The 26,675-nt window shown below is 63.7% G+C and carries 22 protein-coding genes and 1 pseudogene; 8 read left to right on the top strand and 15 right to left on the bottom strand.

Annotated elements, in window-relative coordinates; all coding sequences use genetic code 11:
• Positions 1-15: 15 nt before the first annotated feature.
• The 3 genes and pseudogenes from GFS60_RS21300 to GFS60_RS21290 all read left to right on the top strand — a co-directional run.
• Positions 16-1,800, top strand: a complete 1,785-nt coding sequence (locus GFS60_RS21300) for a zinc ribbon domain-containing protein (RefSeq protein WP_236603231.1) — start codon at positions 16-18, stop codon at positions 1,798-1,800.
• A gap of 116 nt (positions 1,801-1,916) precedes the next feature.
• Positions 1,917-2,087, top strand: a complete 171-nt coding sequence (locus tag GFS60_RS21295; RefSeq protein WP_201453412.1) for a hypothetical protein — start codon at positions 1,917-1,919, stop codon at positions 2,085-2,087.
• A 98-nt stretch (positions 2,088-2,185) separates the two neighbouring features.
• A pseudogene (locus tag GFS60_RS21290) lies at positions 2,186-2,950 on the top strand (enoyl-CoA hydratase-related protein); the annotation flags it as partial.
• Between the two features lie 98 nt (positions 2,951-3,048).
• On the opposite strand, the gene GFS60_RS21285 reads toward GFS60_RS21290, so the two are convergent.
• A complete protein-coding gene (locus GFS60_RS21285; RefSeq protein ID WP_159927422.1) occupies positions 3,049-3,942 on the bottom strand; it encodes an HpcH/HpaI aldolase/citrate lyase family protein in 894 nt (297 codons plus the stop codon).
• 122 nt (positions 3,943-4,064) lie between these two features.
• Positions 4,065-5,471 carry an MFS transporter gene (locus tag GFS60_RS21280; RefSeq protein WP_159924321.1) on the bottom strand — a complete coding sequence of 469 codons (1,407 nt, stop codon included), beginning with the start codon at positions 5,469-5,471 and terminating at the stop codon, positions 4,065-4,067.
• Between the two features lie 251 nt (positions 5,472-5,722).
• Between GFS60_RS21280 and GFS60_RS21275 the strand changes: the two genes are divergently transcribed.
• The 3 genes from GFS60_RS21275 to GFS60_RS21265 all read left to right on the top strand — a co-directional run bounded on the left by GFS60_RS21275 (position 5,723) and on the right by GFS60_RS21265 (position 8,897).
• Positions 5,723-6,934: an acyl-CoA dehydrogenase family protein gene (locus tag GFS60_RS21275; RefSeq protein WP_159924319.1), complete on the top strand. Its 1,212-nt coding sequence runs from the start codon at positions 5,723-5,725 to the stop codon at positions 6,932-6,934.
• Positions 6,935-7,025: 91 nt separating this feature from the next.
• Positions 7,026-7,694 carry a TetR/AcrR family transcriptional regulator gene (locus GFS60_RS21270; protein ID WP_159924317.1) on the top strand — a complete coding sequence of 223 codons (669 nt, stop codon included), beginning with the start codon at positions 7,026-7,028 and terminating at the stop codon, positions 7,692-7,694.
• Between the two features lie 81 nt (positions 7,695-7,775).
• Complete coding sequence (locus GFS60_RS21265; protein WP_159924315.1) at positions 7,776-8,897, top strand: CaiB/BaiF CoA transferase family protein; 1,122 nt, start codon at positions 7,776-7,778, stop codon at positions 8,895-8,897.
• Between the two features lie 86 nt (positions 8,898-8,983).
• On the opposite strand, the gene GFS60_RS21260 is transcribed toward GFS60_RS21265, so the two are convergent.
• The 8 genes from GFS60_RS21260 to GFS60_RS21225 form a co-directional block, all read right to left on the bottom strand.
• Positions 8,984-9,775 (bottom strand): enoyl-CoA hydratase/isomerase family protein, encoded by a 792-nt coding sequence (locus GFS60_RS21260; RefSeq protein WP_159924313.1) that lies wholly within the window; start codon positions 9,773-9,775, stop codon positions 8,984-8,986.
• 200 nt (positions 9,776-9,975) lie between these two features.
• On the bottom strand, positions 9,976-10,740 hold the full coding sequence (locus GFS60_RS21255; RefSeq protein ID WP_159924311.1) for an SDR family NAD(P)-dependent oxidoreductase: 765 nt from the start codon (positions 10,738-10,740) through the stop codon (positions 9,976-9,978).
• 119 nt (positions 10,741-10,859) lie between these two features.
• Positions 10,860-11,990 (bottom strand): thiolase family protein, encoded by a 1,131-nt coding sequence (locus tag GFS60_RS21250; protein WP_159924309.1) that lies wholly within the window; start codon positions 11,988-11,990, stop codon positions 10,860-10,862.
• Between the two features lie 100 nt (positions 11,991-12,090).
• On the bottom strand, positions 12,091-12,846 hold the full coding sequence (locus tag GFS60_RS21245; protein ID WP_159924307.1) for an SDR family NAD(P)-dependent oxidoreductase: 756 nt from the start codon (positions 12,844-12,846) through the stop codon (positions 12,091-12,093).
• A gap of 37 nt (positions 12,847-12,883) precedes the next feature.
• Complete coding sequence (locus GFS60_RS21240) at positions 12,884-13,669, bottom strand: crotonase/enoyl-CoA hydratase family protein (protein WP_236603230.1); 786 nt, start codon at positions 13,667-13,669, stop codon at positions 12,884-12,886.
• A gap of 84 nt (positions 13,670-13,753) precedes the next feature.
• On the bottom strand, positions 13,754-14,557 hold the full coding sequence (locus tag GFS60_RS21235; protein WP_201453411.1) for an amidohydrolase family protein: 804 nt from the start codon (positions 14,555-14,557) through the stop codon (positions 13,754-13,756).
• On the bottom strand, positions 14,547-15,707 hold the full coding sequence (locus GFS60_RS21230) for an acyl-CoA dehydrogenase family protein (protein ID WP_159924305.1): 1,161 nt from the start codon (positions 15,705-15,707) through the stop codon (positions 14,547-14,549). Before GFS60_RS21230 ends, GFS60_RS21235 begins: the two co-directional genes overlap by 11 nt.
• The gene (locus GFS60_RS21225; RefSeq protein WP_236603229.1) at positions 15,704-17,107 is read right to left on the bottom strand and encodes an aldehyde dehydrogenase family protein; all 1,404 of its coding nucleotides are present in this window, start codon (positions 17,105-17,107) and stop codon (positions 15,704-15,706) included. The genes GFS60_RS21230 and GFS60_RS21225 overlap by 4 nt, the downstream gene beginning before the upstream one ends.
• 248 nt (positions 17,108-17,355) lie before the next feature.
• Between GFS60_RS21225 and GFS60_RS21220 the strand changes: the two genes are divergently transcribed.
• Positions 17,356-18,570 (top strand): acyl-CoA dehydrogenase family protein, encoded by a 1,215-nt coding sequence (locus tag GFS60_RS21220; RefSeq protein ID WP_159924303.1) that lies wholly within the window; start codon positions 17,356-17,358, stop codon positions 18,568-18,570.
• Positions 18,571-18,577: 7 nt separating this feature from the next.
• Positions 18,578-19,603, top strand: coding sequence for an acyl-CoA dehydrogenase family protein (locus tag GFS60_RS21215; RefSeq protein WP_159924301.1), 1,026 nt, complete (start codon positions 18,578-18,580; stop codon positions 19,601-19,603).
• Positions 19,604-19,830: 227 nt separating this feature from the next.
• Here the strand turns inward: GFS60_RS21215 and GFS60_RS21210 are convergent, their stop codons facing one another.
• From GFS60_RS21210 to GFS60_RS21190, 5 genes are read right to left on the bottom strand one after another with little or no spacing between them, the layout of a single operon-like run.
• On the bottom strand, positions 19,831-20,574 hold the full coding sequence (locus GFS60_RS21210) for an SDR family NAD(P)-dependent oxidoreductase (protein ID WP_159924299.1): 744 nt from the start codon (positions 20,572-20,574) through the stop codon (positions 19,831-19,833).
• Between the two features lies 1 nt (position 20,575).
• Positions 20,576-22,660 (bottom strand): hydantoinase B/oxoprolinase family protein, encoded by a 2,085-nt coding sequence (locus GFS60_RS21205; RefSeq protein ID WP_159924297.1) that lies wholly within the window; start codon positions 22,658-22,660, stop codon positions 20,576-20,578.
• Positions 22,650-24,743 carry a hydantoinase/oxoprolinase family protein gene (locus GFS60_RS21200; protein ID WP_159924295.1) on the bottom strand — a complete coding sequence of 698 codons (2,094 nt, stop codon included), beginning with the start codon at positions 24,741-24,743 and terminating at the stop codon, positions 22,650-22,652. Before GFS60_RS21200 ends, GFS60_RS21205 begins: the two co-directional genes overlap by 11 nt.
• Complete coding sequence (locus tag GFS60_RS21195) at positions 24,743-25,249, bottom strand: Zn-ribbon domain-containing OB-fold protein (RefSeq protein ID WP_159924293.1); 507 nt, start codon at positions 25,247-25,249, stop codon at positions 24,743-24,745. The genes GFS60_RS21200 and GFS60_RS21195 overlap by 1 nt, the downstream gene beginning before the upstream one ends.
• A gap of 1 nt (position 25,250) precedes the next feature.
• A complete protein-coding gene (locus tag GFS60_RS21190) occupies positions 25,251-26,447 on the bottom strand; it encodes a thiolase family protein (RefSeq protein ID WP_159924291.1) in 1,197 nt (398 codons plus the stop codon).
• Between the last annotated feature and the right edge of the window lie 228 nt (positions 26,448-26,675).

The following is a 26,675-nucleotide window of genomic DNA, read 5'->3' as shown; positions in this document are numbered from 1 at the left end:
GAGGCCGGATGTACCGTGCCGCGCCAGTTCTCGTACACCACCCGCCCGTACGCGGCGGTCGACGACGCTACCGGCGCCCCGATCGGGCTCGATACCATCGATGTTCGTGTCCGGTGGCTGCTCGACTTGATCGGCGCCGCGCAATCGGAGTTGGTGTCGAGGTTGTGGCACCCGGCCACCTTCGATGCCCTCGCCGCCGGACGCGATGGTCAAGGCCGGAAGCTCCCGATGCAGGGGCATGTCGCTGCGGCGCGTCTGGGGTGGCACCCGTCCTATCCCCCCGGTGTGTACGTGCCCTCGCGGGTGACCCGGGTGGTCACCGCCCAGGCGGTCGGCACGCTTCGCGCCTTGGCGTACCGGGACAACGCGATCAGTGCCCTGTCGGCCAGGTTCGACCCGGCTACCGGCCGACTGGCGCCGCCCACCACGGCTGGCGAGTGTGTGCCGTCCGGCTTCGCGCGCGGCGTGGCACGGCAACTCACTGCGCGCTCCCGGCGCACCGACGGCGCGGCCACCGAACGCCTACGCATCACCGATGTACAGGGACCGCCGCAGACCTGTGTGATGGCGAGGCTTTCCGCTGCCGATCGACAACTCTCGCAGATCACCGTCGCGGACGGTGTGATGGTGTTGACGGTGAAACTTCCCACGCATGAGGCCCCGACAGGTCGGGCGCAGTGGCGGCGGGTCCGGTTGACCGCCGCGATCCCACCACACCTGCACACCAGAGCGATCACGGACTGGCATCTGCCGACTCTCGTCCTCGACCACCGAGGTGTGCTGCTGCGCTGCGCGGCCACCGAACAGATACCCACTGCTGATCTGAGCGCGGCAACAACCGCGGTGGGGGTGGATTGGTCGCCGGCCACCCTCGGCGCGGCCGCGATCGTCACCGAACGCCCCGACGGATTGGTCTCGGACTACCGGGGCTTCACCTACGACGACCGGGGCCTGGGAATCAAGCTGGCCCGCCTGCAAACGGAAGGCCAATACCTGCACCGCAAAGCCGCACGTTTGACGCGGCTCGCCGCGACCGCACCACCCGACGTGCGCACCGAACTGGAACAGAAGATCGCGGTCCTCGACGCCCACCGCACCGCGGTCGGTGTCAAACGGGGAAAGATCAACCGGGAACTAGCCTTCCACTTCGGCCGGGAAGTGACCGACTACGCCGCCGCGGCCGGTGCGACGGTGATCGGGGTGGAAGACCTCAGCACCCTCGAAACCCGGGGTCACGGCCGGGTGAACAACAACCGGGCCGCGCAGTCCGCGCGCCGCAAGGCCGTCGACGCTCTCGCGCACACCGCCGCGGGGGTCGGTGTGACGGTGGTGTCGGTACCGGCACGCGGCACGTCGGCGTTGTGCCCGGGCTGTAACGACACACTCTCCCGCCCGGGCGGCTATCACCGGGCGTGGTGTACGCGGTGCAAGGTCGGCGGCAATCGTGATCACGTGGCGGGGGTGAATCTTGCTAAACGTGCACTACTGGGGCGCGACAGAGTTGTTCGCAAGCGCGGGAAGAACCCGGAGATTCGGGTTACCGAGCATGCGCCGGTCCGGCAGTGCCGCGACAAGACCAGTCCCACCCCGAGCAGGCCTCGTCATCGCCGGGTCCGCCGCAGTGTTCCCACCGCGACACCCCGGGCGGGGGTGAATCAGATAAGAATTGTTCCTGCACCTCGAGCGTCGGTGTGGGACACGGTCAAACCCGCCACATCGCACGGTGTTACGGGTAGCCGTGAAGTACCTACATCTCCGGCATCGGCCACATCAGTGGCAGGAAGTATGAGAGTTACGTAGACGCTTACCAGGCTGTCCGCAAAGCCGACGGGGATCGGTCGCGAATCCGAGGAGGCAATCATCCCGGGGCTCAATGCAAACGCCCGCAGAAGCGCATCCAAGGTGCCCCGTACGGCATGAAGTCGCCGCGCGAGGCGATGCCGATGCTGCTGGACCTGTACCGTGCCGGCAAGCTCCTTCTCGACGATCTTGTCACCGCCACGTACTCTCTCGACCAAATCAACCAGGGTTTCGAGGACATGCGCAACGGTCGCAACATCCGTGGCGTCATCCACTTCGCCCAGTAGCGCCTCCCTGAACGGAACGCCGTGAAGTATCAGTGTTTTGAAGTCGTGGTCCACGCGGGTATCGCTGCGGTACGGCTCGACAGGCCGACAGGCCGACAGAACTCAACACGATGATTCCACAATTCTGGCGGGAGCTCCGCGACATCGCTACGCGAATGAACGCGGATCCGAAGGTTCGCGTGGTCGTGCTGAGTTCGACCGGAAAACATTTCAGCGCGGGAATGCACCTCGATGTCTTCTCGAGCCGCGACCCGTCGCGGTATGCCGACCCGGCCCGATACAACGTGGTCCGGGGGGAGTCTGTGCGACACTTCCAGGACGTCATTTCTGCTGTGGAACGAATCCGGGTCCCGGTTCTAGCCGCGATACAGGGCGGATGCATCGGTGGTGCACTGGACCTCGTCACAGCATGCGACATGCGCTATGCCACGGGCGATGCCTTCTTTGTCATTCAGGAAACCAATATCGGGATCACAGCCGATGCGGGTACCCTTCAGCGGCTCCCCACATTGATCCCTGACGGCATCGCCCGTGAGTATGCATATACAGGGAATCGCCTCCACGCCGATTGCGCACGTGAGATCGGCTTGCTCAACGAGGTATTCGCCGACTTCGACGAGATGATGACAGCTGTTGATCGCACCGCTGAAACGATTGCGTCGAAGAGTCCACTCGCCATCGCAGGAACGAAGTCGGCTCTGCTCTACTCTCGCGATCACAGCGTGCGGGAAGGACTGGACCGTAGCGCGAGCTGGAGCGCGGCAGCGCTGTCCTCGCACGATATGCAGAAGGCACTACAAGCGCAGCGCGGCGGCCACCCAGCCCAGTTCGACGACCTTCCAGATTTCGAATGGGACATCTGACAACCACTGCACGGTCATCTTGGTCGCTGTAATCACAGCAGTAAGCGGGTCTTCGATTGCATCGAGGACCCGCTTACCGGTTTCGTTCGAGGCGCGCGTCAGGTGCGAGCGAGATCGAGATCGGTCAGCTCGTCGATCCGCGCTGCGAGAGTCAGAATTCGCTGCGCGTCCCTCACGTGCAAACTTTCGATCATTCTTTCGTCCACCGTGATGACGCTGTCTCCGGCAGCTCTGGCATTCTCGTAGGCCGAGACGACCGTACGAGCGTATTCGACCTCCTCTGGAGACGGTCCGAAAGCCGAGTTAGCGGGTCCGATCTGAGAAGGATGCACCACCGTCTTGCCATCGAAACCCATCTCCCGCCCCTGGCGGGCTTCGGCGATGAAGCCGTCCCCGTCTCCTATGTCATTGAAAACCCCATCCAAGATCACCCTTCCCGCCGATCGGGCACCCAGAACAGCCAAGGACAACGCCGTCATGACTGGCGCCCGTCCAGGACGCTGTAACGCGTGGAGATCATTGATCAAGTCGTTGGTACCGATAACCAGCACAGAGACACGATCGCTGGCCGCAGCGATCTCCTCGGCATGCAAGAAAGAACCGGGAGTCTCGATCATCAGCCAGAGGGTCGTCTGATTGTCGGCGCCTGCGGCCTCCAGCTCCCCCACAAGAGCGCGGACATCATCACCGGAACCGACCTTGGGCACCAGAACACCATCGGCACCAGATTGCGCGACTGCCGCCATATCGTCTTCGTGCCACTCGGTGCCGAGCCCGTTGACGCGGATCACCACCTCACGAGGTCGCAGCACGCCAGAGCGCACGATGTCGCACACTCTTTCGCGCGCGGCGGGTTTCGCATCGTCACCGACGGCGTCCTCGAGGTCGAGAATTACCACGTCAGCTAACAGACCCGCGGCCTTCTCCAGGGCGCGTGAGTTGTTCCCCGGAACGTAGAGAGCGGAACGGCGGGGACGCGCTGCATCGGTCATCAACTGGCCTTCTTTCGCTTGGCTTGGCAACCGTCGTGCCAGAATTGTTGGTCGAATAACTAACTTTGTCAAACGCTGCTCGCCTGCGGGTTTATCGTCGCAGCGGTTGGATGTGCTCGGTCTTACCGATTACGGCTTCCCGAACCTGAGTTCTCCTCGGTCTCCACCAGGTCCGACTGTTCCAGCGCATCGGCAGGTGCCTGAATGCGTCGGCGGCTCGTTGCGACGGCCCCCACGACACCCATCCCGACCGCAGCAACGATCGCGGGGATCACGGCAAGCAGAAAAATCGTTCTAGCAGGCAACTGAGCCGCCAAAAGCGCTCCGCCTATCGACGGTCCGACCACCGATCCGACACGTCCGACCGCGGAGAGAAAGCCCATACCTGTCGCCCGCAACCAAGCGGGATAAACCTCGGTTGCCACCGCATTGACGCACATCTGAGTACCGATTGCGCACGCGCCCACGACGAACAGGGAGATCATCAGTACGACCAAGGAACCAAGCGACAGGGCAGTCACCACAATCGCGATACCGGCAACGAGAAAGGCAAGGCTCAGGACGTGGTAGGGAGACTTACTACGGTCGATCCGGGCGCCCAGAGCGACTCCACCGACCATCGCACCCAGGTTACAAATCGAAGATGCAAAGACGGCTTGCCCAGTCGAGAAACCAGCGTCTTTGAGGACGGACGGTATCCACGACATAAGGAAGAGAATCAAGAGCACCGCGCTGAAAAACACCACGCAGAGCAACAACGTTACCGGCGCCAAATGCCGCGTGAAGAGCAGTTTTATCGAAGGTTTGGTGCCTTCGCGCGAGAGTGGCACAGTCAGTGGTGCAGCGAAGGAACCAACGGCTCGCGCGTCCACCGATCGGAGGATCGATCGTGCCTGATCGTGCTTGCCCCTGAGCGTCAAGAACTGCACAGTTTCCGGGAGCCAACGCAGGAGGGCCGGGATCAGCAGAAGCGGAAACAATCCTCCGATGAGGAAAACGGACCGCCATCCTAGAGAGGGCATCACGGCACTGGCCAGCAGACCGCCGAGGAATCCACCCGCAGCACTGCTCGCACCGACGATCGTGACTACGGTAGCGCGTATCCGCTTCGGGGCGTACTCCGCGCCGTAGGCGTAACTATTCGGAATGACAGCCCCGAGCCCGATGCCAGCAAGGAATCGCAAAGGAATTATCTGCTCGATACTTTGTGCGGCGACAGCACAGAGCGTCATTGCCCCGAAGATGGCAACTCCGGCAATCAGCAGCGGTCGTCGACCATAGTGATCTGCTCGCGGGGCCAAAAGTACAGCGCCAACGATCATTCCAAGGAGTGATGCGACTATTGCGGGCGTAAGACTCGCCGTAGTCGTACCCCATTCCTCAGCTATCGAAGGCGCAGTGATGGCCATGATGAGGGCATCGAAACCGTCGAAGAAAGATACCGCCATGATCATCGCGATCGCCCGGCGCTGCACGAAGGACAGCGGCGCGTTATCGATGATGTGCTGGGCATCCAGCGTGGGAGACATAGGCACGTGTTAGTCCTCTGGTGTCAGAGCGATGGGAGTTTCGGCAGGGCGCAGCCTCTTACGTCCGCCCGGAACCGTTCCGGAGCGTGTGCGGGCGTGGCGCGCATCACAGCAATCGTCAGCCAAGGAACTTTGGTTGTCAACCTACAAACCTCGCCCTCGCTGCGGCGCGGCCCAACACTTGCCGCACACCGGCACAACGGCTACCCTGCGATACATTGCTAGTTGACTAACTATGATTGGGGCTCTTCGTGAACCGTCCACTGGCCGATCCGCGACCGAGAATTCCGTTCGCCTACCGGACCGATGAGCGCGAAGCCATCCAGCAGATGGCCCGCGATTTCGCCATGCGCGAAGTCCTCCCGGTGGCGAACGAGCTCGATCCGAAGCACGGGCTGATCCCCGACTCGCTTCGTACCAAGATGGCGGATCTCGGGTTCTTCGGAGTCCTGATCCCGGAAGAACACGGCGGCCTTGGCCTCGGCGTCTTCGAGTACGCACTGATCACCGAAGAGCTTGCCCGCGCGTGGATGAGCGTGGCAAGCATCATCACGCGCTCAGGCGTCGCTTCTGCTCTGGACCCGACCCAGCGCGCGGAGATCCTCCCACGCGCAGCGCGGGGCGAATGGCTGGGTGCATTCGCGATGAGTGAGCCCGGTGCCGGGTCCGACATTGCGTCCATCCGCACCAGGGCCGACAAGGTCGAGGGTGGTTGGGTGATCAACGGACAGAAAATGTGGTGTACATTCGCCGACCAATCCGACGGGATCATCGTGGTCGCGCGGACCGAACCATACGACCCCGAGAACCGACACAAGGGTGTTCGCCGATTCATCGCGTACAAGAATCGAGGCGAGTTCCCGAAAGGTTGTACGGGGACGGCCGTCCGCAAGATCGGTTATCACGGCTGGCATACGTTCGAGTTGTCCTTCGATGATTGCTTCGTGCCGGATGACGCCCTCCTCGGCCATGAGCAGGATCCGAAAAGCCCCGATCAAGGTTTCAAGCGCGTTGCCACTGGAATGTTGACGCCACGCGTCCACACTGCTGCGCGCTCCATCGGGCTGGCACGTGGTGCGCTCGAGGACTCGATCAAATACGTACAGGAGCGAGAGCAGTTCGGACACTCCATCGGCGACTTCCAGGCGACCCGATTCAAAATTGCGAAAATGGCGACGGAGATCGAGACGTGCCGCGCGTTGATGTACGAAGTGGCCGCCGACATCGATGGCGGTGAGGCGTCCGATATGCGGGCCGCGATGGTGAAATATGCAGCAGCAGAGATGTCCGAACGGGTGACTTCGGAAGCCCTGCAGATTCATGGGGGCGCCGGGTACACCACGGACTTCCCGATCGAACGCTATTGGCGCGACGCACGTCTGACGAAAATATTCGAAGGCACCTCCGAAATCATGCAACGCCTGGTCTCCGATCGGCTTCTGCCTCCCACCCCCTTTCGATGACTGCCATAGCCTTAGCACGCCGCCCTTGGCCAGCTGAACCAGGTCAACCCCAAACTCAGATTCTTTTTGGTCGACAAACTAGGATTGAGAGATGGAAGATCAGCCGACGCTCAACGGACATCAGGTACGGTCCGAACGTTCCACCCGTCTCCTCCTCCGGGCCGCAGCCGAACTCGTCGCCGAAGGCGGCTATCAGTCGATGACGCTTGCGACGGTCGGCGAGCGCGCCGGATACAGCCGCAGCCTCGCGACCGCTCGTTTCGGATCCAAGGCGAAACTACTCGAAGCTCTCGTCGAGGAGATAGTGGTGCGCTGGGACGTGGAAAAGGTCGAGCCGGAACTACACGACTTGACCGGCCTCGACGCGTTACGAGTGATGTTGACCGAGATCAAGAACTCGTACGAGAAGAGCCCTCGTTCGTTGAGTACCCTCTATGCCTTGATCTTCGAGGCCGTCGGCCCGGTTCCCGAACTACGGGACCGTTTCGTGGCTTTCCACAAGAATCAGCGATCTCGCGTCGCTACCTACATCAGAAGCGGCCTCGAGGATGGCTCGATTCGGGCCGGCATAGACCCTGATCAACAGGCTGCGATGGTAGTCACGCAGCTGCGAGGCGTCGGATACCTGTGGAAGCTGGACCCGGATGGCATCGACTCCGGCGCCGTCCTCACCGCGTTCATAGACCAAGTCGTCCGGAACCTCGCCGTCGCAGACAGGCCGACCGGGAGCGACCTTTACGACGCCCGTCTGCCCGCCTGAGGCCCCCGCAGGCGGAACCCAGTTTCACCACCCCTACTCGAGCCTGTGAGGTCGACGCCTGCAGGTGGATTGAGGTATGTCATGTCAGGACCTTTGGCAGGTATCAAGGTCATCGAATTGGCCAGCATCGGCCCCGGCCCGCATGCCGGCATGATCCTTGCGGATCTCGGCGCCGACGTAGTCCGAGTCGAACGTCGGGACGCGCCATTCGGCCTGGGGACCCAAGGCCGCAATGAGCAGTTGCGTGGACGACGCGTCATAGTTGCCGATCTCAAGTCCGGCGCTGACCGGACAACCGTTGTGGAGCTGGTGAAACAGGCCGATGTGCTCATCGAAGGGTATCGGCCCGGCGTTGCCGAGCGGCTCGGCCTCGGGCCCGAGGAATGCCACGCGGTAAATCCTCGCCTCGTCTACGGACGGATGACCGGTTGGGGACAGGATGGTCCGCTCGCGAACCGGGCGGGACACGACATCAACTACCTGTCGATCGCAGGTATCCTCAACGCTGTGGGCCGCGCGGGACAACGGCCGGTACCGCCGCTGAACCTCATCGGCGATTACGGCGGCGGCTCGACATACCTCCTGATCGGCATTCTGGCTGCGCTGTGGGAGCGGGAACGATCAGGGAACGGCCAGGTCATCGACGCCGCGATGATCGACGGTGCCAGCAACCTCGCGCATATGCTGTGGTCGATGTACGGTGGAGGCGCCTGGAATATCAACCGTGGCGAGAACTTCCTCGACGGTGGCGCACCGTTCTATGACACCTACGAATGTGCGGACGGTGGTTACATGGCGGTCGGAGCCGTTGAGCCCCAGTTCTACCAACGACTGCTCGAAGGTACATCTTTGGCGGGAGAAGACCTGCCCGGCCAACACGACCGAGCCGGATGGCCTACGATCCGAGCCCGGTTGACCGAGGCCTTCCTCGCCGAACCGCGCCGCCACTGGGAGAACGTCTTCGGATCGGTCGACGCGTGCGTGACGCCCGTATTGTCTTTGGACGAGGCCAGCCGCCACGAGCACGTTGTCGCCCGCCGCATTGTCGAAAACATGGGTGGCATTGTCCAACCCACCCCGGCACCCCGGTTTTCCCGTACCGGGACGAGCACTCCGGAACGGCCTCCGAGTCACGCCGTCAGTGCCGATGACATTCTCGCGGACTGGAGTGCGGCGAGTGCGAACGAGCCCGACGTGTCCTGACGCGAACACGCTCGACCGGATCGCTGCGGACGTCAGAAACCCTCCACTCGAACGAGTGGAGGGTTTCCGATTTCGGCTGCGCCCGATCAGCGTACGGCCCAACGGCCGGTGTATGCAGGAGGATCCGACTTGTCCAGGAACGCACGGAACGCGGCGGGCGCGTCCTCGGTAGCAAAGTTTACTGCCTGGGCAGCAGCTTCGTTGCGAAGTGCGGTCGGTAGATCGATTCCTACCCCTTCGTTGAGCAGTCTCTTCGTCTGCTCGAGGGCGATCGGGGGCATCGCCGACATCCGTTGCGCGAGAACGGCGACGAAATCGTCGAGGTCTTCAGGCGGTCGTACCCAGGTCACCATCCCGAGGCGGTGCGCTTCGTCCGCATCGATGACCTCGGCGAGCAACGACAACCGTTTCGCCTGCTGGAGACCGACGACCCGCGGTAGCAGCCACGAGCCTCCGAAATCAAGTGAAAGTCCGCGGCGGACGAATATTTCGCTGAACCGAGCCCGGCTGGACGCAACAACGAAATCGCAGGCCAAGGCCATATTGCATCCGGCCCCTGCAGCCACCCCGTCCACTTTGGCGATCACGGGCATCGGAAGCTCGAAGAGCGCGAGCGCGACGTCTCCGATGCGCCGCAGACGAGGAATGGGATGCTCGTCGTGTTTGCTCTTGGCAACATCGGCGCCCGCGCAGAAGGCCCCGCCTGCACCCTGCAGGACGACCACCCGAGTATCGGCGTCGTTGCGCACGCTCCGAAGCATCTCCGCGAGCATTCGCCACATCGATTCGTCGACAGCGTTCTTCCGCTCCGGCCGGTTCAGCGTGATCGTTGTGACGCCCTGAGCGGAGGTGAGGACCACCGGATCGTGTGTGTTCATGATTGCACCTGTCTTCATCTGCCTTGGAACGATGGCGTTCGTCGCCGCTGACGGCGACGCGCGCACATCAGGGCCATGTCCATCCCGGGCGCCCACCACCGTTCACGGCGGCTACGACGCGCTCTCGGCGTGGGGACGATTCAACAGAATTGTCCCCACGCCGTCTTGAACGGTGTTCTCGAAATCAGCGATCTGCCGGCCTAGCGGGGTGCCATGCGAAGAGCACCGTCGAGACGGATTGTCTCGCCATTGAGGTAGGCGTTCTCCAGGATGTGGTTCGCAAGGTGGGCAAACTCGTCCGGTGTGCCGAGACGCTGCGGGTTCGGAACGCTGGCCGCCAGGCTCTGCCGGACGTCCTCGCGGAGCCGACCGAGGAGCGGCGTGTCCATGATGCCGGGCGCGATTGCGCAGACGCGGATCCCTTTGCTGGCCAGGTCGCGAGCGGCAGTGAGCGTCATGCCCACAATTCCCGCCTTGGATGCGGTGTACGGAATCTGCCCGATCTGGCCCTCGAATGCCGCCACGGAGGCGGTCATGATGATCGCGCCGCGTTCCCCGTCGATCGCCTCGTGCTTGGCCATGCGCGCCGCGCCGAGCCGCAGCGCGTTGAAGCTGCCGACCAGATTGAGCTTGATGACGAACTCGAAATCTTCGAGTGAGCCCGGGTTACCCTCCTTGTCGAGCAAGCGAAGCCTGCGGCCGGAGCCTGCGCAATGCACCAGACCCTTCAGTGGTCCCCATTGGTCCGCAGCGTCGAGGGCCTCGGCGAAGGACTTCTCATCGGTGACGTCACCCGGCGTGAAGATCGCGTTCTCACCGAGCTCTTTTGCCGCGGTGTCGCCGTTGGAACCGGGAAGGTCCACCAACGCGACCTTTGCGCCTGCGTCGACCAGACGCTGCGCCGTGGCCAGGCCGAGGCCCGACGCTCCGCCCGTCACCGCTATGACGGATCCCTTCACCTGCATGCTGTTCTCCTCCGTGAGTTTGTGGTGGGTGGCGCCGCAAGCGCTGCCCTTACATCTCGCCCTGTGCATCAGGGGCGAGTGGGATTGTCATTTGCCGCGAATTGCCGACCGGTAACGCGTCAGAGCAACTCGAGGATCGTCGCGTTAGCGAGACCGCCGGCTTCACACATCGTCTGCAGGCCATATCGAATTCCGTTGTCGCGCATGTGGTGCACGAGACGGGTCATCAGTATGGCCCCTGATCCGCCGAGAGGATGACCGACAGCGATGGCTCCGCCGAGTGGGTTCACACGGTCTTCCTTGGCTCCGGTCTCGGCGAGCCAGGCCAGCGGTACCGGTGCGAACGCCTCGTTGACCTCGAAAGCGCCGATCTCGTCGATCGAGAGTCCGGACTTCTTCAGTGCCAGCTCGGTGGCCCGAATGGGGCCGGTCAACATGATCACCGGGTCGTCGCCGGCCACCACCGCAGTGTGAATGCGGGCGAGGGGCTTCATTCCACTCGCCCGGGCGATCTCGGAGGTGGTCAGCAGCAGGGCGCCGGAACCGTCCGAGATTTGCGAAGCGTTGCCTGCCGAGACGACACCGTCGCTCTTGAACGGGGTAGGGAGCGTTGCCAGTTTCTCCAGCGTGCCACTCCGTCGCACGCCTTCGTCGGATTCCAAGCCACCGAGTGAGATCAGTTGGGAGTCGAATGCGCCGGCGTCGATGGCCTCGGCGGCCAGCCGATGAGACCGCAGCGAGTACTCGTCGAGTTCAGTGCGGGACATCCCCCACCGCTCGGCGATCATCTCGGCCCCGACTCCCTGGTTGAATCCTTCGACGCCGTATCGCTCGAGCAGGACAGCAGGTGCAGGCTGGCCTCCCTGCGCCGCGCTGCCCATCGGGACCCGGGTCATCGATTCCACGCCACCGGCCACGGCGAAGTCGTAGTGTCCCGCGATGACCCCGGCCGCCGCGAAACTGACTGCCTGCTGACTGGATCCGCATGCCCGGTTCACCGACGTCGCAGGGACGGTCTCGGGCCAGCTGGCCGCCAGTACCGCGTTCCTGCCGATGTTGCTGGCCTGCTCGGATACCTGACTCACGCACCCCCAGATCACGTCATCGACGGAAGCTGGATCGAGGCTGTTGCGCTCAGCCAATGCCTGCAGCACCGTGGCGGAGATGACGGCGGGGTGGATGTCCGCCAACGCTCCATTCCGCTTGCCGATCGGTGTGCGGACGGCATCGACGATCACCGCATCTCTCATATTCTTATTCCCTGCCTGTCTTTGTCTGTCAACCAACAATTAAATAACCATGTATGGCGGTGACTCACGACAACACCCGCCTCTACTGCACAGCGAAGTGCTACTGCTTCGCTGTCTCGCCTCCATCGATGACGTACACGGCCCCGGACACGAACTGCGAAGCCGACGATGAGAGGTAGCAGACCAACGGCCCGATCTCGTCCGGCTCCGCCATTCGCCTGGCCGGAATCTTTCGCACTCGCTTGGCCAGGACGTCCGGGTTGCCGGTGACGAACGACTGGGCCTCGGTGGCAAAAGCTCCGGGCGCGATGGCATTGACCTGAATGTTGTGCCGAGCCCACTCGGCCGCAAGCGCCTTGGTCAGCTGAATTGCCGCACCCTTGGACGCCGAGTACGCGGCCAGCGTTGCCTTGCCGAGGATGCCCGAGGTCGACACGACGTTGATGATGCGGCCACCCTTCCCCCGCTCGACGAAGTGACGCCCGGCGGCCTGCGAGAGCACCGCAATGGAGGCGACGTTGACCTCCATGGTCTCGTCGAAGAGCGACATGTCCATCTCGAGAAAGTTTGCCGCGGGAGCGATACCCGCGTTGTTGACAACGGCGTCGAGACTTCCGAGTTGGTCCACGGCGACCGTGGCAAGCGCTGCGACCTGATCACGGTCGCGCATGTCGCACACGTGGGGATGGATGGTCCCAGCGAATTTCTCCGCTGCCAACTCTTTCAGGCTGGCTTCAGTCCTCGCCACAGCCAGGACATTCGCGCCTTCGGCAGCCAGCGCCCGTGCCGCGGCTCGTCCCAGGCCCTTACTCGCGCCGGTGACGATGACCCCGCGGTCGGTCAGGTTCAGGTCCATGTCGTCTTCCTCTCTCGTTCGGATACGCGGTGACGGCTCACGAGCCCGTCCATACCGGTGCACGCTTCTCGGTGAAGGCGAGCGCGCCCTCCTTTGCATCCGCCGAGGACCGCACCGGCGCAGTCAGCTCGGACTGCCGCTCGAATGCCTCACCCGCCGGCCAACCCGGACTGTCCTGCAAAATCCGCTTCGTCGCCGCCACAGCCAGTGGCCCGCACGCGGCCACGTCGCCGGCGAGTTCGAGGGCAGCCTCAACCGCGGTACCCGGTGCCACCATCCTGTTGACCAGGCCGAGGCGCTCGGCTTCGCTCACCGAAATCTGCCTTCCGGTCAGCGACAGTTCCATCGCAAGGGCGTAGGGCAGACGCCCAGGCAGGCGCAGCAATCCGCCTCCGGCGGCAACGAGACCACGCTTGACTTCAGGCAGCGCGAAGAAGGCGTTCTCCGCGGCAACGATCATGTCGCAGGCGAGGACGATCTCGAAGCCACCCGCGACAGCGGGACCGTCGACCGCCGCGATGATGGGCTTGCGGGGCGGCTCCTGCGCAATACCGGCGAACCCGCGCCGCGGCGTGAGCGGTCGCTCGCCCCGCAGGAACGCTTTGAGGTCCATACCGGCGCAGAATGTGGGGCCGTTCGCGGCCAGGACCGCAACAGCGAGGTCGCGGCGGTCATCGAACTCGGTCAATGCCGCATCGATCGCTGTGGCCATTTCCAGATTGACCGCATTGCGTGCCGCAGGCCGATTCAGCGTGATGGTACGCACGCCATTGTTGTCGGAAACGAGCAACGGTTGCTCGATATCGGTGTCCGTTGAAGTCACGGAAAGCTCCAGGAAGGTCGTGGGTGGAATCGAAATGGACGGGCCGCCGGACCGATAGCCAGGCGAGATACCGAACCAGTGGATCTATCCGGCTGCTGTCGGCGCGATCCGCAGCAGCCGCGCGAGGTTCCCGCCCAATATCCCGCTCTCCTCCTCTGCGGTGAGGCCGAGTGCCTTGATCGCGGCGATTTCTGTTGCAGGGTCGGTCATCGGCCAGTCCGATCCGTAGACGACGCGATCGGCCCCGTGGCGGCGAATGATGTTTCTGATCCGCTCCTGGGGCAACGTCCCCATGCTCGGCGGCCACGATGTCTCGAGGTGGACATCCGTTCCGACCGACCACTGCTCGGCCTCATCGAGAACCTGGTAGCCGCCGTAGTGGGCGGCGATGAGACGCAGACCCTTGACCTCGGTCAACATCGCATGGAAGTCCTTCGGCGCCCCCCGCTCGTTCTGATGCGCGTCCCCGCCGGAACCGACGTGCGCGATGACCGGGATGTCGTTCTCGGCCAGTGCGGTGAGAATTTCACGGGTGCGGGAATCGGCGAAAGCCACGGACTGGAACAGTGGATGCAACTTCACCCCGACCACACCGTTGTCCCGCAGAGCGACGAGGTTCTCTTCCACGGACAGGTCGGGATGGACTGTGCCGAAGGGAACAAACCGCGAGCGGTCGACCTTTCCGACGAATTCATTAGTACGCCAGACGTTTTTACCGACATTGGCAACCGCGAGGGTCATCGCCATATCGATACCGGCGGCGTCCATCGTGCGCCGCAGTCCGTCCAGCGTGCCGTCGTGAACCGGATCCAAGCCGACAGGTCTGTCGGCGAGTACTTTACGAGCGATCTCGTCCGGCCACACGTGGCAGTGAGCATCAATGATCACTGGAATACTCCTTGATGAGTTTCTTCGACAGCGAATCGAGGAGAACCTCTGTTGCGCCTTCGTACACACGCATCGGGCGTGCTGCCCGGTAGAGACGTTCGATCCGGGATCCACGAATCAGGCCGAACCGACCCATGACCTGAACACTGCGGTCCACAACACGGCCGGCGACCTCGGTCGCGCCGATCTTGGCCATCGATGACAGGTGGAGACTGCCGGTGGGGTCGGAGGCAGCGGCGCGGGCAACCTGGTAAGTGAACGTGCGCGCCATCTCTATCTCGGTCCACGACATCGCCAGCATCTGAGGTACCGGACCGAGACGTGCCAATGGTGTGCCGAACTGTTGGCGACCGGTGGTGTGCCCGAGCGCGTCGTCGAGTGCCGCCTGAGCAGTACCGATGGCAGCACCGGCCACCGACACCCGGAAGGTGGCCAGCGTGGCGAGCACGAGCGCGAAACCTCTGCCGGGGACGCCGAGCCGATGCGAGCTCGGCACGCGGACCTCGTCGAACACGATGTCGCCCAACACGTGTGGAGCGATGATCTGATGGGGCCGGCTTGTCGTGACTCCCGGAGTATGGGCAGGTACTAACACCAGGGAGTAGCCCACCCCGTCTGCAGTGTTCTCCTTGCCGAGCACACAGTAGTAACTCGCATCGCCCGCATTGGTGATGAAGCTTTTCGTGCCGTTCACGACGAGGTCGTCACCGTCCGCCGTGATCGTGGTGCTCAGCGCCTTGAGGTCTGATCCCACGTCCGGCTCGGTCAGTGCCAATGCGGCAATCGCGTCCATCTCGGCAACTCGCGGGAGCCAATACTCTTTCATCTCGTCGGAGCCGCCCACTGCGATGGCATAGCTCCCGATGCCTTGCATCGCGAAAAGCGAATCGAGGTGGCTCGAGGACGCCGCGAGTTGCTCACGCACGATTGTCACGGCGAGCGAGTCAGGGCTCTCGAAGTGGCCCCCGTACGCGGCCGGAACCTGCACCGCCGCCAAGCCGCTGTCCTTCAAGAGCTTGAGAATCTCGGTATCCACCGAATCGCTCTCGTCGGCGTGATCGGCGTGCGATAGACAGAGGTCGGCCAGGTCACGGGCGCGTTCCTGTAGGGCGACGTACTCCGCCTCCAGCGGCGGGAACTGAGCGCTCACAGCTTCACCACCACGAACCGGGTCTGCGTGTAATGCCGCAATGCCTCCATACCCTTCTCTCTTCCGTATCCACTGCTCTTGACGCCACCGAACGGACCCTCGACGAGACCCGCCAGCCAGTCGTTGACATAGACCTGGCCCGCCTCCAACTGAGACGCAACGCGGTGGGCCCGCGCGACATCGCCGGTCCATACCCCGGCGGCGAGTCCGAACTCCGAATCGTTCGCGATCGAAATGGCCTCGTCCTCGGTGTTGAACCGGAGGACGGCCAACACCGGCCCGAAGACTTCCTCGCGGGCAATCGCCATCGTGTTCGTCACGTCGGTGTAGACGGTCGGTTCGATCAGCCATCCCTCACCCGTCGCGGCACCACCGGCAGCCAGGGTCGCACCGTCTTCGCGGGCGACCTCGAAGTACGACTGCACCTTCTCGAATTGGTCTTGCGTGGTCATCTGGCCGTAGGACTCCCCCGGCCGCACCTTTTCGACCTCTTCGAGCACGAGAGCGACGAATTTTTCGTGAATCTCCTCGGCCACCAACAGACGGGTGCCGGCACTGCAGATCTGGCCGGCGTTCGCCGTGAACGCCCGTACTGCGCCCGCTGCAGCCTCGGGCAGATCCGCGTCGGCAAAGACGATGTTGGCCGATTTGCCGCCGAGTTCGAGGGTCAGGGGCAGTACTCGATCCGCGGCGATCCGCCCGATCTCCCGACCCGCTCTTAGCGAACCGGTGAAAGCCACCTTGCGGACGTCGCGATGCTCGACCAGCGGCTGTCCCGCCCCCTGACCGGTGCCCGTCACGACGTTGAGCACGCCGTCCGGGAGACCTGCCGCGGTCGCGATACGAGCAAGTTCGAGCGTGGTCGCCGAGGTGAATTCCGACGGCTTGACCACCGCCACGTTGCCCGCCAGCAACGCGGGTGCCACTGCACGTGCCGCCTGATTGAGCGGTGCGTTCCACGGGGTGATCACCCCGATGACGCCGTACGGCTCGTGGGTCGTATACCCGTGCCTGCCTGGACCGAGATCGATCACCTCGCCTGACGGGATGTTGGCCAGCCCGGAGTAGAAATCGAAGTAGCTTGCTGCAGCGTCGATCTCACGCAGCGACTGGGCGGCAGGCTTTCCGGCCTCCTCGCCTTCGAGCTGGGCGAGCAACTCCCGCTCGGCCCGCAGGCCGTCGGCGATGTCGGCCATCACCCGTCCGCGTGCACCCGGCTTGAGAGACTTCCAGGCAGCGAAGGCGGCCGATGCGGACTCGACCGCCGCCTCGACGTCGGAACGGTCTCCTGCCGCGATTTCGGCAACAGTAGAACCCGTCCACGGTGACGTCGACGAAAGTCGCTCCCCACCGTCCGGGACGCGTTCGGCACCGCCAATCCAGTGGCCGTACTTCTTCACGAGATCACCTCCTGCTCGGTCGCCGTCGACCGTCCGCTTTTCATGGATTCAGCATGCCGGAAAGTTTTAATTTGTCAACCAACAAAGATTTTTCTTCACTTCACGGCCCTGGTGCGCTATGACTGTTACAGGCACCCACATTTTTCCGGCGCATCCGGCACAGCCCGGCAATCGAGCCATGAGGCCGCGGCAGCCGTACCGCGCTGGCCGTCCTCACCGGCTGCGCTCACGCATCAGAGAGACAATTCATGGACTTTGACGACACCCCTGATCAAGCCCGCCTACGGGCTTCGGTACGCAAGTTCCTCACAGAACACGACGGCGAACTCGCCCACGGTGACGGCGCCTACCTCGAGGAGCCGGGAACAGACAGGATCGACGCGCTTCGACGAACGCAGGCTGTGCTTTTCGACGGAGGTCTCATCGGCCTGACGTGGCCGGAAGCCTATGGTGGCGGAGGTGGCACGAACGCCCAGCAGGCTGTCATCAACGAAGAGCTACATCGGGCCCGAGTCGCCGGGCCGATCGGACACGTCGGGTTGGGCATGTGCGGGCCCACGGTGCTCCGCCACGGCAGCGAGGACCAAAAACAACGCTACATTCGCCGACTACTGCGCGCCGATGATCTGTGGTGCCAGCTCTTCAGCGAGCCCGGAAGCGGCAGCGATCTGGCGGCCCTGCGGACGAAAGCGGTGCGTCGAGACGACGGCTGGCACATACAGGGACAGAAGGTGTGGACCACACTCGCGCAGCATTCCCGCTACGGGATACTGTTGTGCCGCACCAACCCGGACGCCCCCAAGCACCGCGGCCTGACGATGTTCGTCCTCGATATGCAAGCGCATGGGGTCACCGTCCGACCGCTTCGCCAAATGAATGGTCACCAAAGCTTCAACGAAGTATTTCTGGACGACGTCGTGATAGACGATTCGGAGCGTCTCGGCGACGTCGACGACGGGTGGCGCGTCGCACTCACCACGCTGATGAACGAGCGGATGGCAGTGGGCGGCGGCGGCGGCGAGCTCGGCGTCCGCAGTGACGCCCTCGTCGCGCATGCGGCGGAGAAACTCCCCCAGCTCAGCAACGACCGGCGCGTCCTTGCGGTCGAAGCACTCGGCAGAGTCCTGGTCGAATCTTTGGCGGCGCGATATACCGGTTACCGCCTGCAGACGAGCATGGAAAAGGGCGGCCGCCCAGGTCCCGAAGCCAGCGCCGGGAAGCTGACCGCAGTCCGTGTGGCACACGCAACCGCGGATCTCGGCCAGCGCCTACTCGGCGACGAGGCCGTATTGGCGCGCTCCGGTGAGGGCGACTGGCGCTGGGCGACGTCTCAAGCCTCGACCCCGGGCATTGCGCTCGCCGGCGGTGCCGATGAGATTCTCCGCAATATCCTCGGCGAGCGCGTGCTGGGGCTCGCACCGGATCGCACTCCCGCCACCACGACGCAAGCCGAGAGCAGGTAAGGCACCGATGAATTTCGATATCAACGACGAACAGAGAAACTTCGCCGAACACTCCCGTGACTTCTTCACCGAGCACGCCGGGCCGGAGTGCGCCCGGGCACTGCTCGACAAGCCGGGCGAGGAAGCGGCACCCGGCCGGAAGATGCTTGCCGAGTTGGGATTTTCCTCTCTGACGATCCCCGAGGAAGCCGGAGGCATCGGGGCAGACCTCCTCGACATGGCGCTGGTCGCGGAACAGGCCGGCCGCCAACTTGCCGGGCCGTCCCTCGCCTCGGCGGCGCGGATCGCCGTTCTCCTCGAGGGGGATACCGACCGCCTACGAGCCATCAGCGAGGGACGCATGGCGGTCGCGGTGCTCGATGGCTCCCCATCTCGTTCGACTCCGTCGATGGATGTCGTCGGCGCCACTCACTTTCTCACCCTCGACGGAGACGATCTCGTCCTCGGACAGGGTGTGGTGACTCCCGGTGAGCCCATCGACGCCACGCGTGGTCTCGGCGACGTCGACTTGACGTCGTCGGAGATCATCCGTCCCGATGCCCGCGACCGTTGGGCAAGAGCCAAACAGGTTGCCTGCGTGGTCCTCGCAGCCGAGGGGCTCGGTGCCGCCGACCGCGTCGTCGAGCTCGGTGTCGAACACGCCAAGGTCCGCAAGGCTTTCGGGCGGGAGATCGGCGGGTTCCAGGCGGTCAAGCACCGACTGGTCGACGATTGGATTGCCGTCAATCAACTTCGGTCCCTCGTCTGGTGGGCAGCGTGGGCTGCGGACAACGCGCCGGACCAGCTCCCGATCGCGGCGTCAGCCGCGAAGGCCTACTGTGCCGACACCTTCCAGACGGCGTGTGAGACCCTCATCCACGTGCTCGGCGGTGTCGGCTTTACCTGGGAGCATGACGCACACCTGTACTGGCGGCGGTCCAAGGTCGATCGCCTCCTGTTGGGAGACGAGAGTGAACATCTCGCCGAGGTGGCCCAGCGCAGCATCGCGGCCACTCGATCCGCCGGCACAGAGACTGAGGCCATCCCCGCCTGATTGTTCGCTCACCGGTCGATTCAACGAACACGCAAGACCGAAAGTCGGGCCCTTTCCGGATTCGAGACGTAGCCGCACACGGCATCTCGGAATCGGGAAGGGCTCGATTTTTTGGCATGGCATGCTTGAATGGCCCGGCAGACCGGCGCCCGGCACCACGACAAGAGCGGTGACGCCCAGGGCCATTCCCTGGACGCCACCGCAAATGCGTTGCGCTACCCGATAGGTCAGATGTAGTAGCCGCCATTGACGGCAACATTCTGACCGGTCATGAACCGGGCACCGTCACCCACCAGGAAGGTGATGACCGGTGCGATATCTCGATCCGGGTCTCCGAACTTGCCGCCCAGCGGAACCTTCTGCCGCATCATTTCAGAGTAGGAGGCCTTCTCCTCGTCGTTCATCTTGCTGAGGTGCTGCTCAACCATCGACGTCGCCGCGGACGGGTGGACCACGTTCGCCCTGATTCCGAACTGCGCCCATTCGACCGCGATCGTCCGGGTCCACGCCGTCACTGCGCCCTTCGAGGCTGCGTATACCGCGCCATTCGGGTACGCAGTCAATGCAGCCGACGACGCAAAGTTCGTGATGCTGCTCCGTTCGCCCTTCTTGAGGTGCGGAAGGGCTGCCTGATTGGTCAGCATCGGGCCACGCCCGTTGATGTCCATGGCGCGCGCCCAATCCTGATCCGTCGCTTCCTCGGCCGGCCCCTGCACCAGAATGCCTGCGACGTGAACCAACGCGTCGAGCCCTCCCATGTCGGCTGCCGCTCCGTCGACGGCAGTGAACACCTGGTCACGGTCCGTGACGTCGCACAGCCGAAAGCGTTGGCCGGCCTGTCTTGCCACCTCCCGGCCCGCCTCCTCGGAGCGGTCGAGCGATACAACCGAGGCACCGGCCGCGGCCAGAGAACGCACGCAGGCCGCGCCTACCCCGCTGGCTCCCCCGACGACGATGACCTTCTTGTCCATCTCAGTTATCCTGTTCGTCAGCCGAATTGAGCCAGCGCGCCGGACTCGATTCGAAGCTCCTCGGCTCGTCCGTCGTGGCGACCTCGGTGTGGAGGATGTGGCCAGTTTCGGGATCGAGGTACTTTCGAGTTTCGACGCCTTCGTTCACCGATTCCACCAGTACCGGACATCCATCGCTCCAATGCGTCGGCGCCTGTGCCAGAATCGCACCTGAACGGACACTTACGGCGAAGCGGCCTCGCTGTTCGATACCCGGTGCAATCGGAAGTGCTCGACTCGAAGCACGTTCTTCCGTTACTCGCTGATCCGGTGTGGTCACCGGAGGACGCGCCTCCGCCAGACGCTGCTTCAGGAGTTCGGCACGCCGAGTGGTGGACCCGTCCGAAACATCGACGCCGTACACATCACTCGCCTGTTCGGCGGTGATCAGACCCGCCTCCACATCAGCCAGGACTGCCGCGACCTCCCGATCGAGGGGGTCGCCCCAGCCACCGCCACCGGCGGCCTTGATGGCATAGCTGTGCCCTTCCGGTAGGTGGAATCCCTGTGTGAGCGTTCCGATCGGGGTGGCGCCGGCGTCGGGGTCGATCAGTTCGATCGACGTGGGACGGCCGGGCACCCCACCGGCACTGCCGGGCATCGGGATAAGCCCGTGCCCGCCGATGCTGGACCCGGTCAGTTCCGGAGAACCGTCGACGGTGAAGGCGAAATCGACTCCTCTGCCGCCGCGGTACCGGCCGGCTCCCGAGACGCCCTGAGAGCGGCGCCGGTACTCGAAGCGCAGCGGGTACCAGGACTCGGTGACCTCCACGTCGTTGGTCTGAATGGCGGCCTGCTTACCGACCAGATAGAAGTTGAAGTCGGTTCCGTCACGATCGTTGCCTGCGGGCGAGCCGACCGCAGTGCCGTCGATCATGATCCACGAGTCCGTCGCGCCGGTGAGCCCCCTTCCGGAGAAAGTCACGACGGCGTTCGCCGACATCGTCTGGGAGCTGGACAGGTATGGACGGCTCGGGCTGTCCGGTGAAGCGGCGACCGCCTGATGGAAGGTGCGCAGCGCGGCCTCACTTGCATCATGCGAGGCCGCGAGATGTGCCGCTCCCACCGGCGCCGGATGCGTGCAGTTGAGCATGCTGCCGACCGGACAATAGACGTCGATCGCGTCGTAGTACCCCTGGTTGAGAGGAAGTTCCTGTCCGATCAGACGTTGGAGTTCGACACCGATCTTGCCCTTGATGATGTACTCCTTCGAGTTGAAGAAGTGTGGTGTCTGAGGCGCGGTACCGGTGAAATCGAATCGGATGGAATCGCCGTCGACAGTGGTGGTGCAGGGAATACGGAACTTCTCGTCGTTCCACTCCGTCCAACTGGTAGACCGGTAGACCCCGTCTTCGATGCGCGCAATCTCGCGTCGTACCGCCTCTTCCGTACGACGGTTGAGCTCGTCGAAGCCGTCTTGGAGGGCGTCGGCACCAATTCGCTCTGCCAGCTCCCGCAGCTTTGCGGCCCCGACGTCGACCCCCGCCATGAGCCCTCGGATGTCCATCTCCACGAGGCGGGGCATGCGGACATTGTTGAGAAGGATGTTCCAGGTGTCGCGCTGTTCCACGCCGCCTGCGGTGACCTTGACAGCCGGAACCCGGATGGCCTCCTGAAAGCAATCTGTCGCGTTCGGCGCGAAGGACCCGGGTGCCATTCCCCCGACGTCCACAAGGTGCGAAGAATTCGCCATCCACGCAACCAAGCGTTCCTGTGCGAACACCGGCTTCATGATGAACACGTCCTGCGCGTGGAGCCCGCCGCCCCGGTGGGGGTCGTTGGCCAAGAAGACATCCCCGTCGGAAATGTTGTCACCGTGTTCGATGAACACACCTGCGATGGCATTGGTGGCCGCGTAGAAGTGGTACGCGATGTGGCCCCCTCCGGTCACCAACTTTCCTCGGGCATCGAGCAGGGTGCACGAGTAGTCACCACCTTCGACCACCAGCGGACTCACCGCCGTGCGTTTGATTGTTGCGGCACCCTCACCGCAGAACGCCTCGAGCTGGTGTCGCAGAACCTCCACCGCGATGTTGTCAAGCTGCATCGAAATTCACATCCAATCGAAGAGAGCGTCGCTCACCAACCACGAGTGTGGCGCCGCGAGGTATGAAGACTGTGGTGTCGACGTCGTCGGCAAGGGCCGGGCCATCGATGCGATCTCCGGGAATCAAGTCGGGGGTGCGGTAGCAGGGGACCTGCTCACTGCCATCACGATCCAGGAACACCGTGCGGTGAGACGAAGGCTCTACGGCGCCACCGGTCCGCGATGCGCGGTCGATCGGGAATGTCGCGCGTGGCAACCGTCCGGTCGCCACGGCACGGAGGAATGTCACCTCCAGTTGGGCGTCCCTGCCGATGGCACCCACTCCGTAGCGGGCGGCGTACTGCTCGAGGAATGCCGTGCGGATGGCATCCTGGTCGAAAGTTGCGGTTTCGAGTGGAACCGATACCTCGGACGTCTGCCGGAAGAACCGAACGCCGACGTCGTAGGTCACGACGCGATCCTCCTCGGGCACACCGTCGTCACCCACGTCCTTGGCGACGCCCACGCCGAGCTTCTCGAGTTCGGCACCGATCTCTTCCGCATCGGCCCTGTCGAGCAACACGTCCGCTGACTTGATCCGTTGCCGTCGCACGTCGGCCGACGCCGCACCGAATGCGGACAGCACCGATGCCGCCGGAGGCACGACCACTCGCGGAATATTCGCCTCTGCCGCGATACTCGCCGTGAACAGCCCGCCGCTGCCGCCATAAGAAATAAGGGTGAGGGTGCGTGGGTCCAGACCACTCGCGCCCGCATGGAGACGGGTTGCCTTGGTCATCTCGGCAAGTGCGATCTCGCGGATGCCCCAGGCCGTCGCTTCTGCGGACAGGCCGAGCGACTCTCCGAGCGTCCCGCAGACCTTCAGGGCAGCGTCGCGGTCGAGGGTCATCGTGCCCCCGACAAAGCTGCTCGGGTCGATGTAACCGAGTACCACCAGCGCATCGGTGATCGTGGCGTCTTTTCCGCCGTTGCCATAGCAGGCGGGCCCCGGCCATGCCCGCGCCGAGCGCGGCCCGACCCGTAGTAGTCCGCGCCCGTCGACCCATGCGATGGACCCGCCACCCGAGCCGATGGACAAGGTGTCGATCCTCGGTTGCGCGAGAATCATCCCGTGCAACTCCCCGCGCTCGGAACGCTGTGGGAGCGACCCCGCGATGACCGCAAGGTCGAAGCTCGTCCCTCCCATGTCACCGCAGATGGCGTCGGTGATGCCCTCATCGGCACACACTTCCGCCGCGGCCATGACGCCGGCCGCAGGTCCGGACGCAACCAGGATGACGGGTGAACGGCGCGCCTCGGCAAGAGTGACCGTCCCACCGCTGGTTTGCAGAAGGAGAAGCGGAACACGCAGACCGCTGTCGGCCAACTCCTGCGCGAGCGCCTCGATCCCATCGAGGGCCTTGCTCATGACAGCATTCACCGCGGCAACCAGCGTCCGCTCGTATTCCCGGATACTCGGGTGCAATTCGACGCCGCTGAAAACTGGAATGTCGGGGAATTCCTCACGGAGGAACCCGACCACCGACCGCTCGTTCTCCGAGTTCTTGAACGACCACAGGAACGACACTGCGAGCGCCTCGATCTGGTGCGTTTCGATGAGCTCGGTGACGGCCGCTCGAACGTCGTTCAGATCGACGTGCTGCAGGACTTTTCCGTCGCGATCCACGCGCTCTCGAATGCCGACTACCGCTGATCGTTCAATGGGGCTCCACGGCGGGACCAGGTAGCCCTCGCTGGAGACTCGGCGAGACCGTGCCATGGCGATGGTGTCTTCGAACCCGGCTGTGGTGAGCAGCCCGGCTTTGACTCCCTGCTTCTCCACGAGCGCATTGGTCACCGCCGTGGTTCCCAGGCCGAAACGCTCAACCTTGTTCAGAAAAGTACCGAGGTCCAGACCGATCTGGTCGGCCACGAGCCGGCATGCTCCCAGCACTCCGCGCCCGAAATTCTGAGGGTCCGTCGGGGACTTGGCACGCCACAACGACTCGCCGTCACCGCAGGCGAGGTCGGTGAACGTTCCGCCTACGTCAATCCCGATCGAGAATCCCTGTGATGCCGAAAACGACACCTCGTTGACACTCATCAAATCTCCTTGTCGCTTTCGATACATCCGTGCGCAAATCCGTAGACGGTGGCCCCGTCCGTGGTGTCGAGCAAGATCGCTCGCACCGAAGTGCCCGGCGTCAATGCTCGGTCACAGGTACACAGGATCCGGCCAGGCAGTCGGACCCCGGCGTCCATGTCGACTGCACCCGTCAGGTAAGGCGCCATGCTGTGCCAGGGTTGGGGAAGACTGGCACCACTCGCAGGCAGGTTCGTTACGGCCTCGTGAACGCGGATCGCGACGTTCACCGTGCCGTGCGGGTCGAGAGGCTCCCACTTGTACTCGCCGCTCAGACAATGCGGGCAGTTGGTCGAGAGGGGGAACCGTATGATCGCGCATTCACTACAGCGTTGCAGTGACAGATATCCGTCGCGCAGCGATTCCCAGAAGCCCGCGACATCTGGGTGCACGTGCTGCCCCGGGCCCGCCGCTGCGGCAATTCTCTGCAACGCGACCGCAGAATCGTCCCTGCCGTTCGGTGTCATGTCAGCTCGCCTTCTCATTCGTCAACACCAGCGAGTCACCCCACGGAGTGCCCCACTGCAAGAAATTCGCGTCCGCGATCTGGCGTGCGCCTGCCTCGCCCCGCAACTGCCGGACCATCTCGAGCATGTGACCGTAGCCATAGAGGTGACCTTCGGCCAGGCTTCCTCCCGAAGTGTTCATCGGCAGGGGTGAGTCCAGACCGATGCCCTTCTCGCGGCAGTAGGCGGCGGCTTCGCCGGCTGCACAGAAGCCCCACCGCTCCAGCGCCATCCAGATCTGATGCGAAAAGGGGTCGTAGGTGTAAAAGCCGTCCAGGTCGTCACGTTCGATGCCGGCCATCTCGAGAACAGGGAAGGTCTTCGGAGCCACGTAGTCGTAGCTCGGGCTCACTCCAGCCCCCATACCGGGACGAGAAAAGAACGTATAACTGTCGCGGCTCGACGGGATACCTTGCATGCCTGCGATGCGTACCAGCGGCCGCCCTAGATCGGCGGCGCGTTCTTCCGTCGTCACGAGCAGGCAGGTAGAGCTGTCCACCATCTGGCAGATGTCCGCCTCTCGAAGAGGCCCAAGCAATTCCGGCTGGTCCAGGTACTGCTCGACGGTGAGCTTCTCATCGCGCAACACGGCCATCGGATTCTGGTGGGCGAACCGACGCAACGTCACCGGGATCGCGGCAAGGTCTGCGCTCGTGGCACCGTAGCGGTCCATGTATTGCTGTGTGGCAAGCGCGGCCCCGGCACCGGCGCCCGGCGTGCCATGCAGAGTCCAGTTCGCGTACGGCCCCCCACCGTCGCGAAACGCCTCGTCCACGCCACCGAGCGGAGTACTCATCGGAGCCAGCTCGCGGGCGTAGCCTGTGGCCGATACGGAGCTGTTGATGACCGCTACCACGTCGGCCAGGCCCATCGTGACAGCCATGGCTGCCTGCTGCACGGTTGTCGCTGTCCAGCGACCGTGGGTCCACAGCTGGGTCACCCATTTCAGATCGAGGTCGGCCGCGACGGCGAACTCGTCGTAGTCCACCCCTCTCGGGGCTCCCCACGCAGTTACCATTCCGTCGATGTCAGCCTTGTCCAGGTTGGCATCACGCAGAGCGGCGCGGAACGATTCGAATTGCAACCGCAGCGGACTGCGCCCCGGGTCGCCGATGACGTCACTTGTGCCCAAGCCCACTACACAGGCATTTAGCTTCACGGCGTGGAGCTCCTCTCTGGCGGGACCGTTGCCGCTCCCGCTGTCAACCATCGTGGCGTTCGTCATTGCGCCAACGTGATCTGCAACATATCAGTTTATAAGTGGACAGCCAACTACTATTTGCGCGACATCGGCCCAGCGGCGCGAGTCGAACACCAGGAAATGCGTCGTATCCTGCGCTTATGCTCGGCCAAGAAAACTTGTTCGTTGACAAACTTTAATTTGCCG

The organism is Rhodococcus sp. WAY2 (genome assembly GCF_009859915.1).
GTDB lineage: Bacteria > Actinomycetota > Actinomycetes > Mycobacteriales > Mycobacteriaceae > Rhodococcus_F > Rhodococcus_F oxybenzonivorans.
The sequence above is the reverse complement of the archived record's forward strand: the minus strand, read 5'-3'. Positions and strand labels throughout refer to the sequence as shown.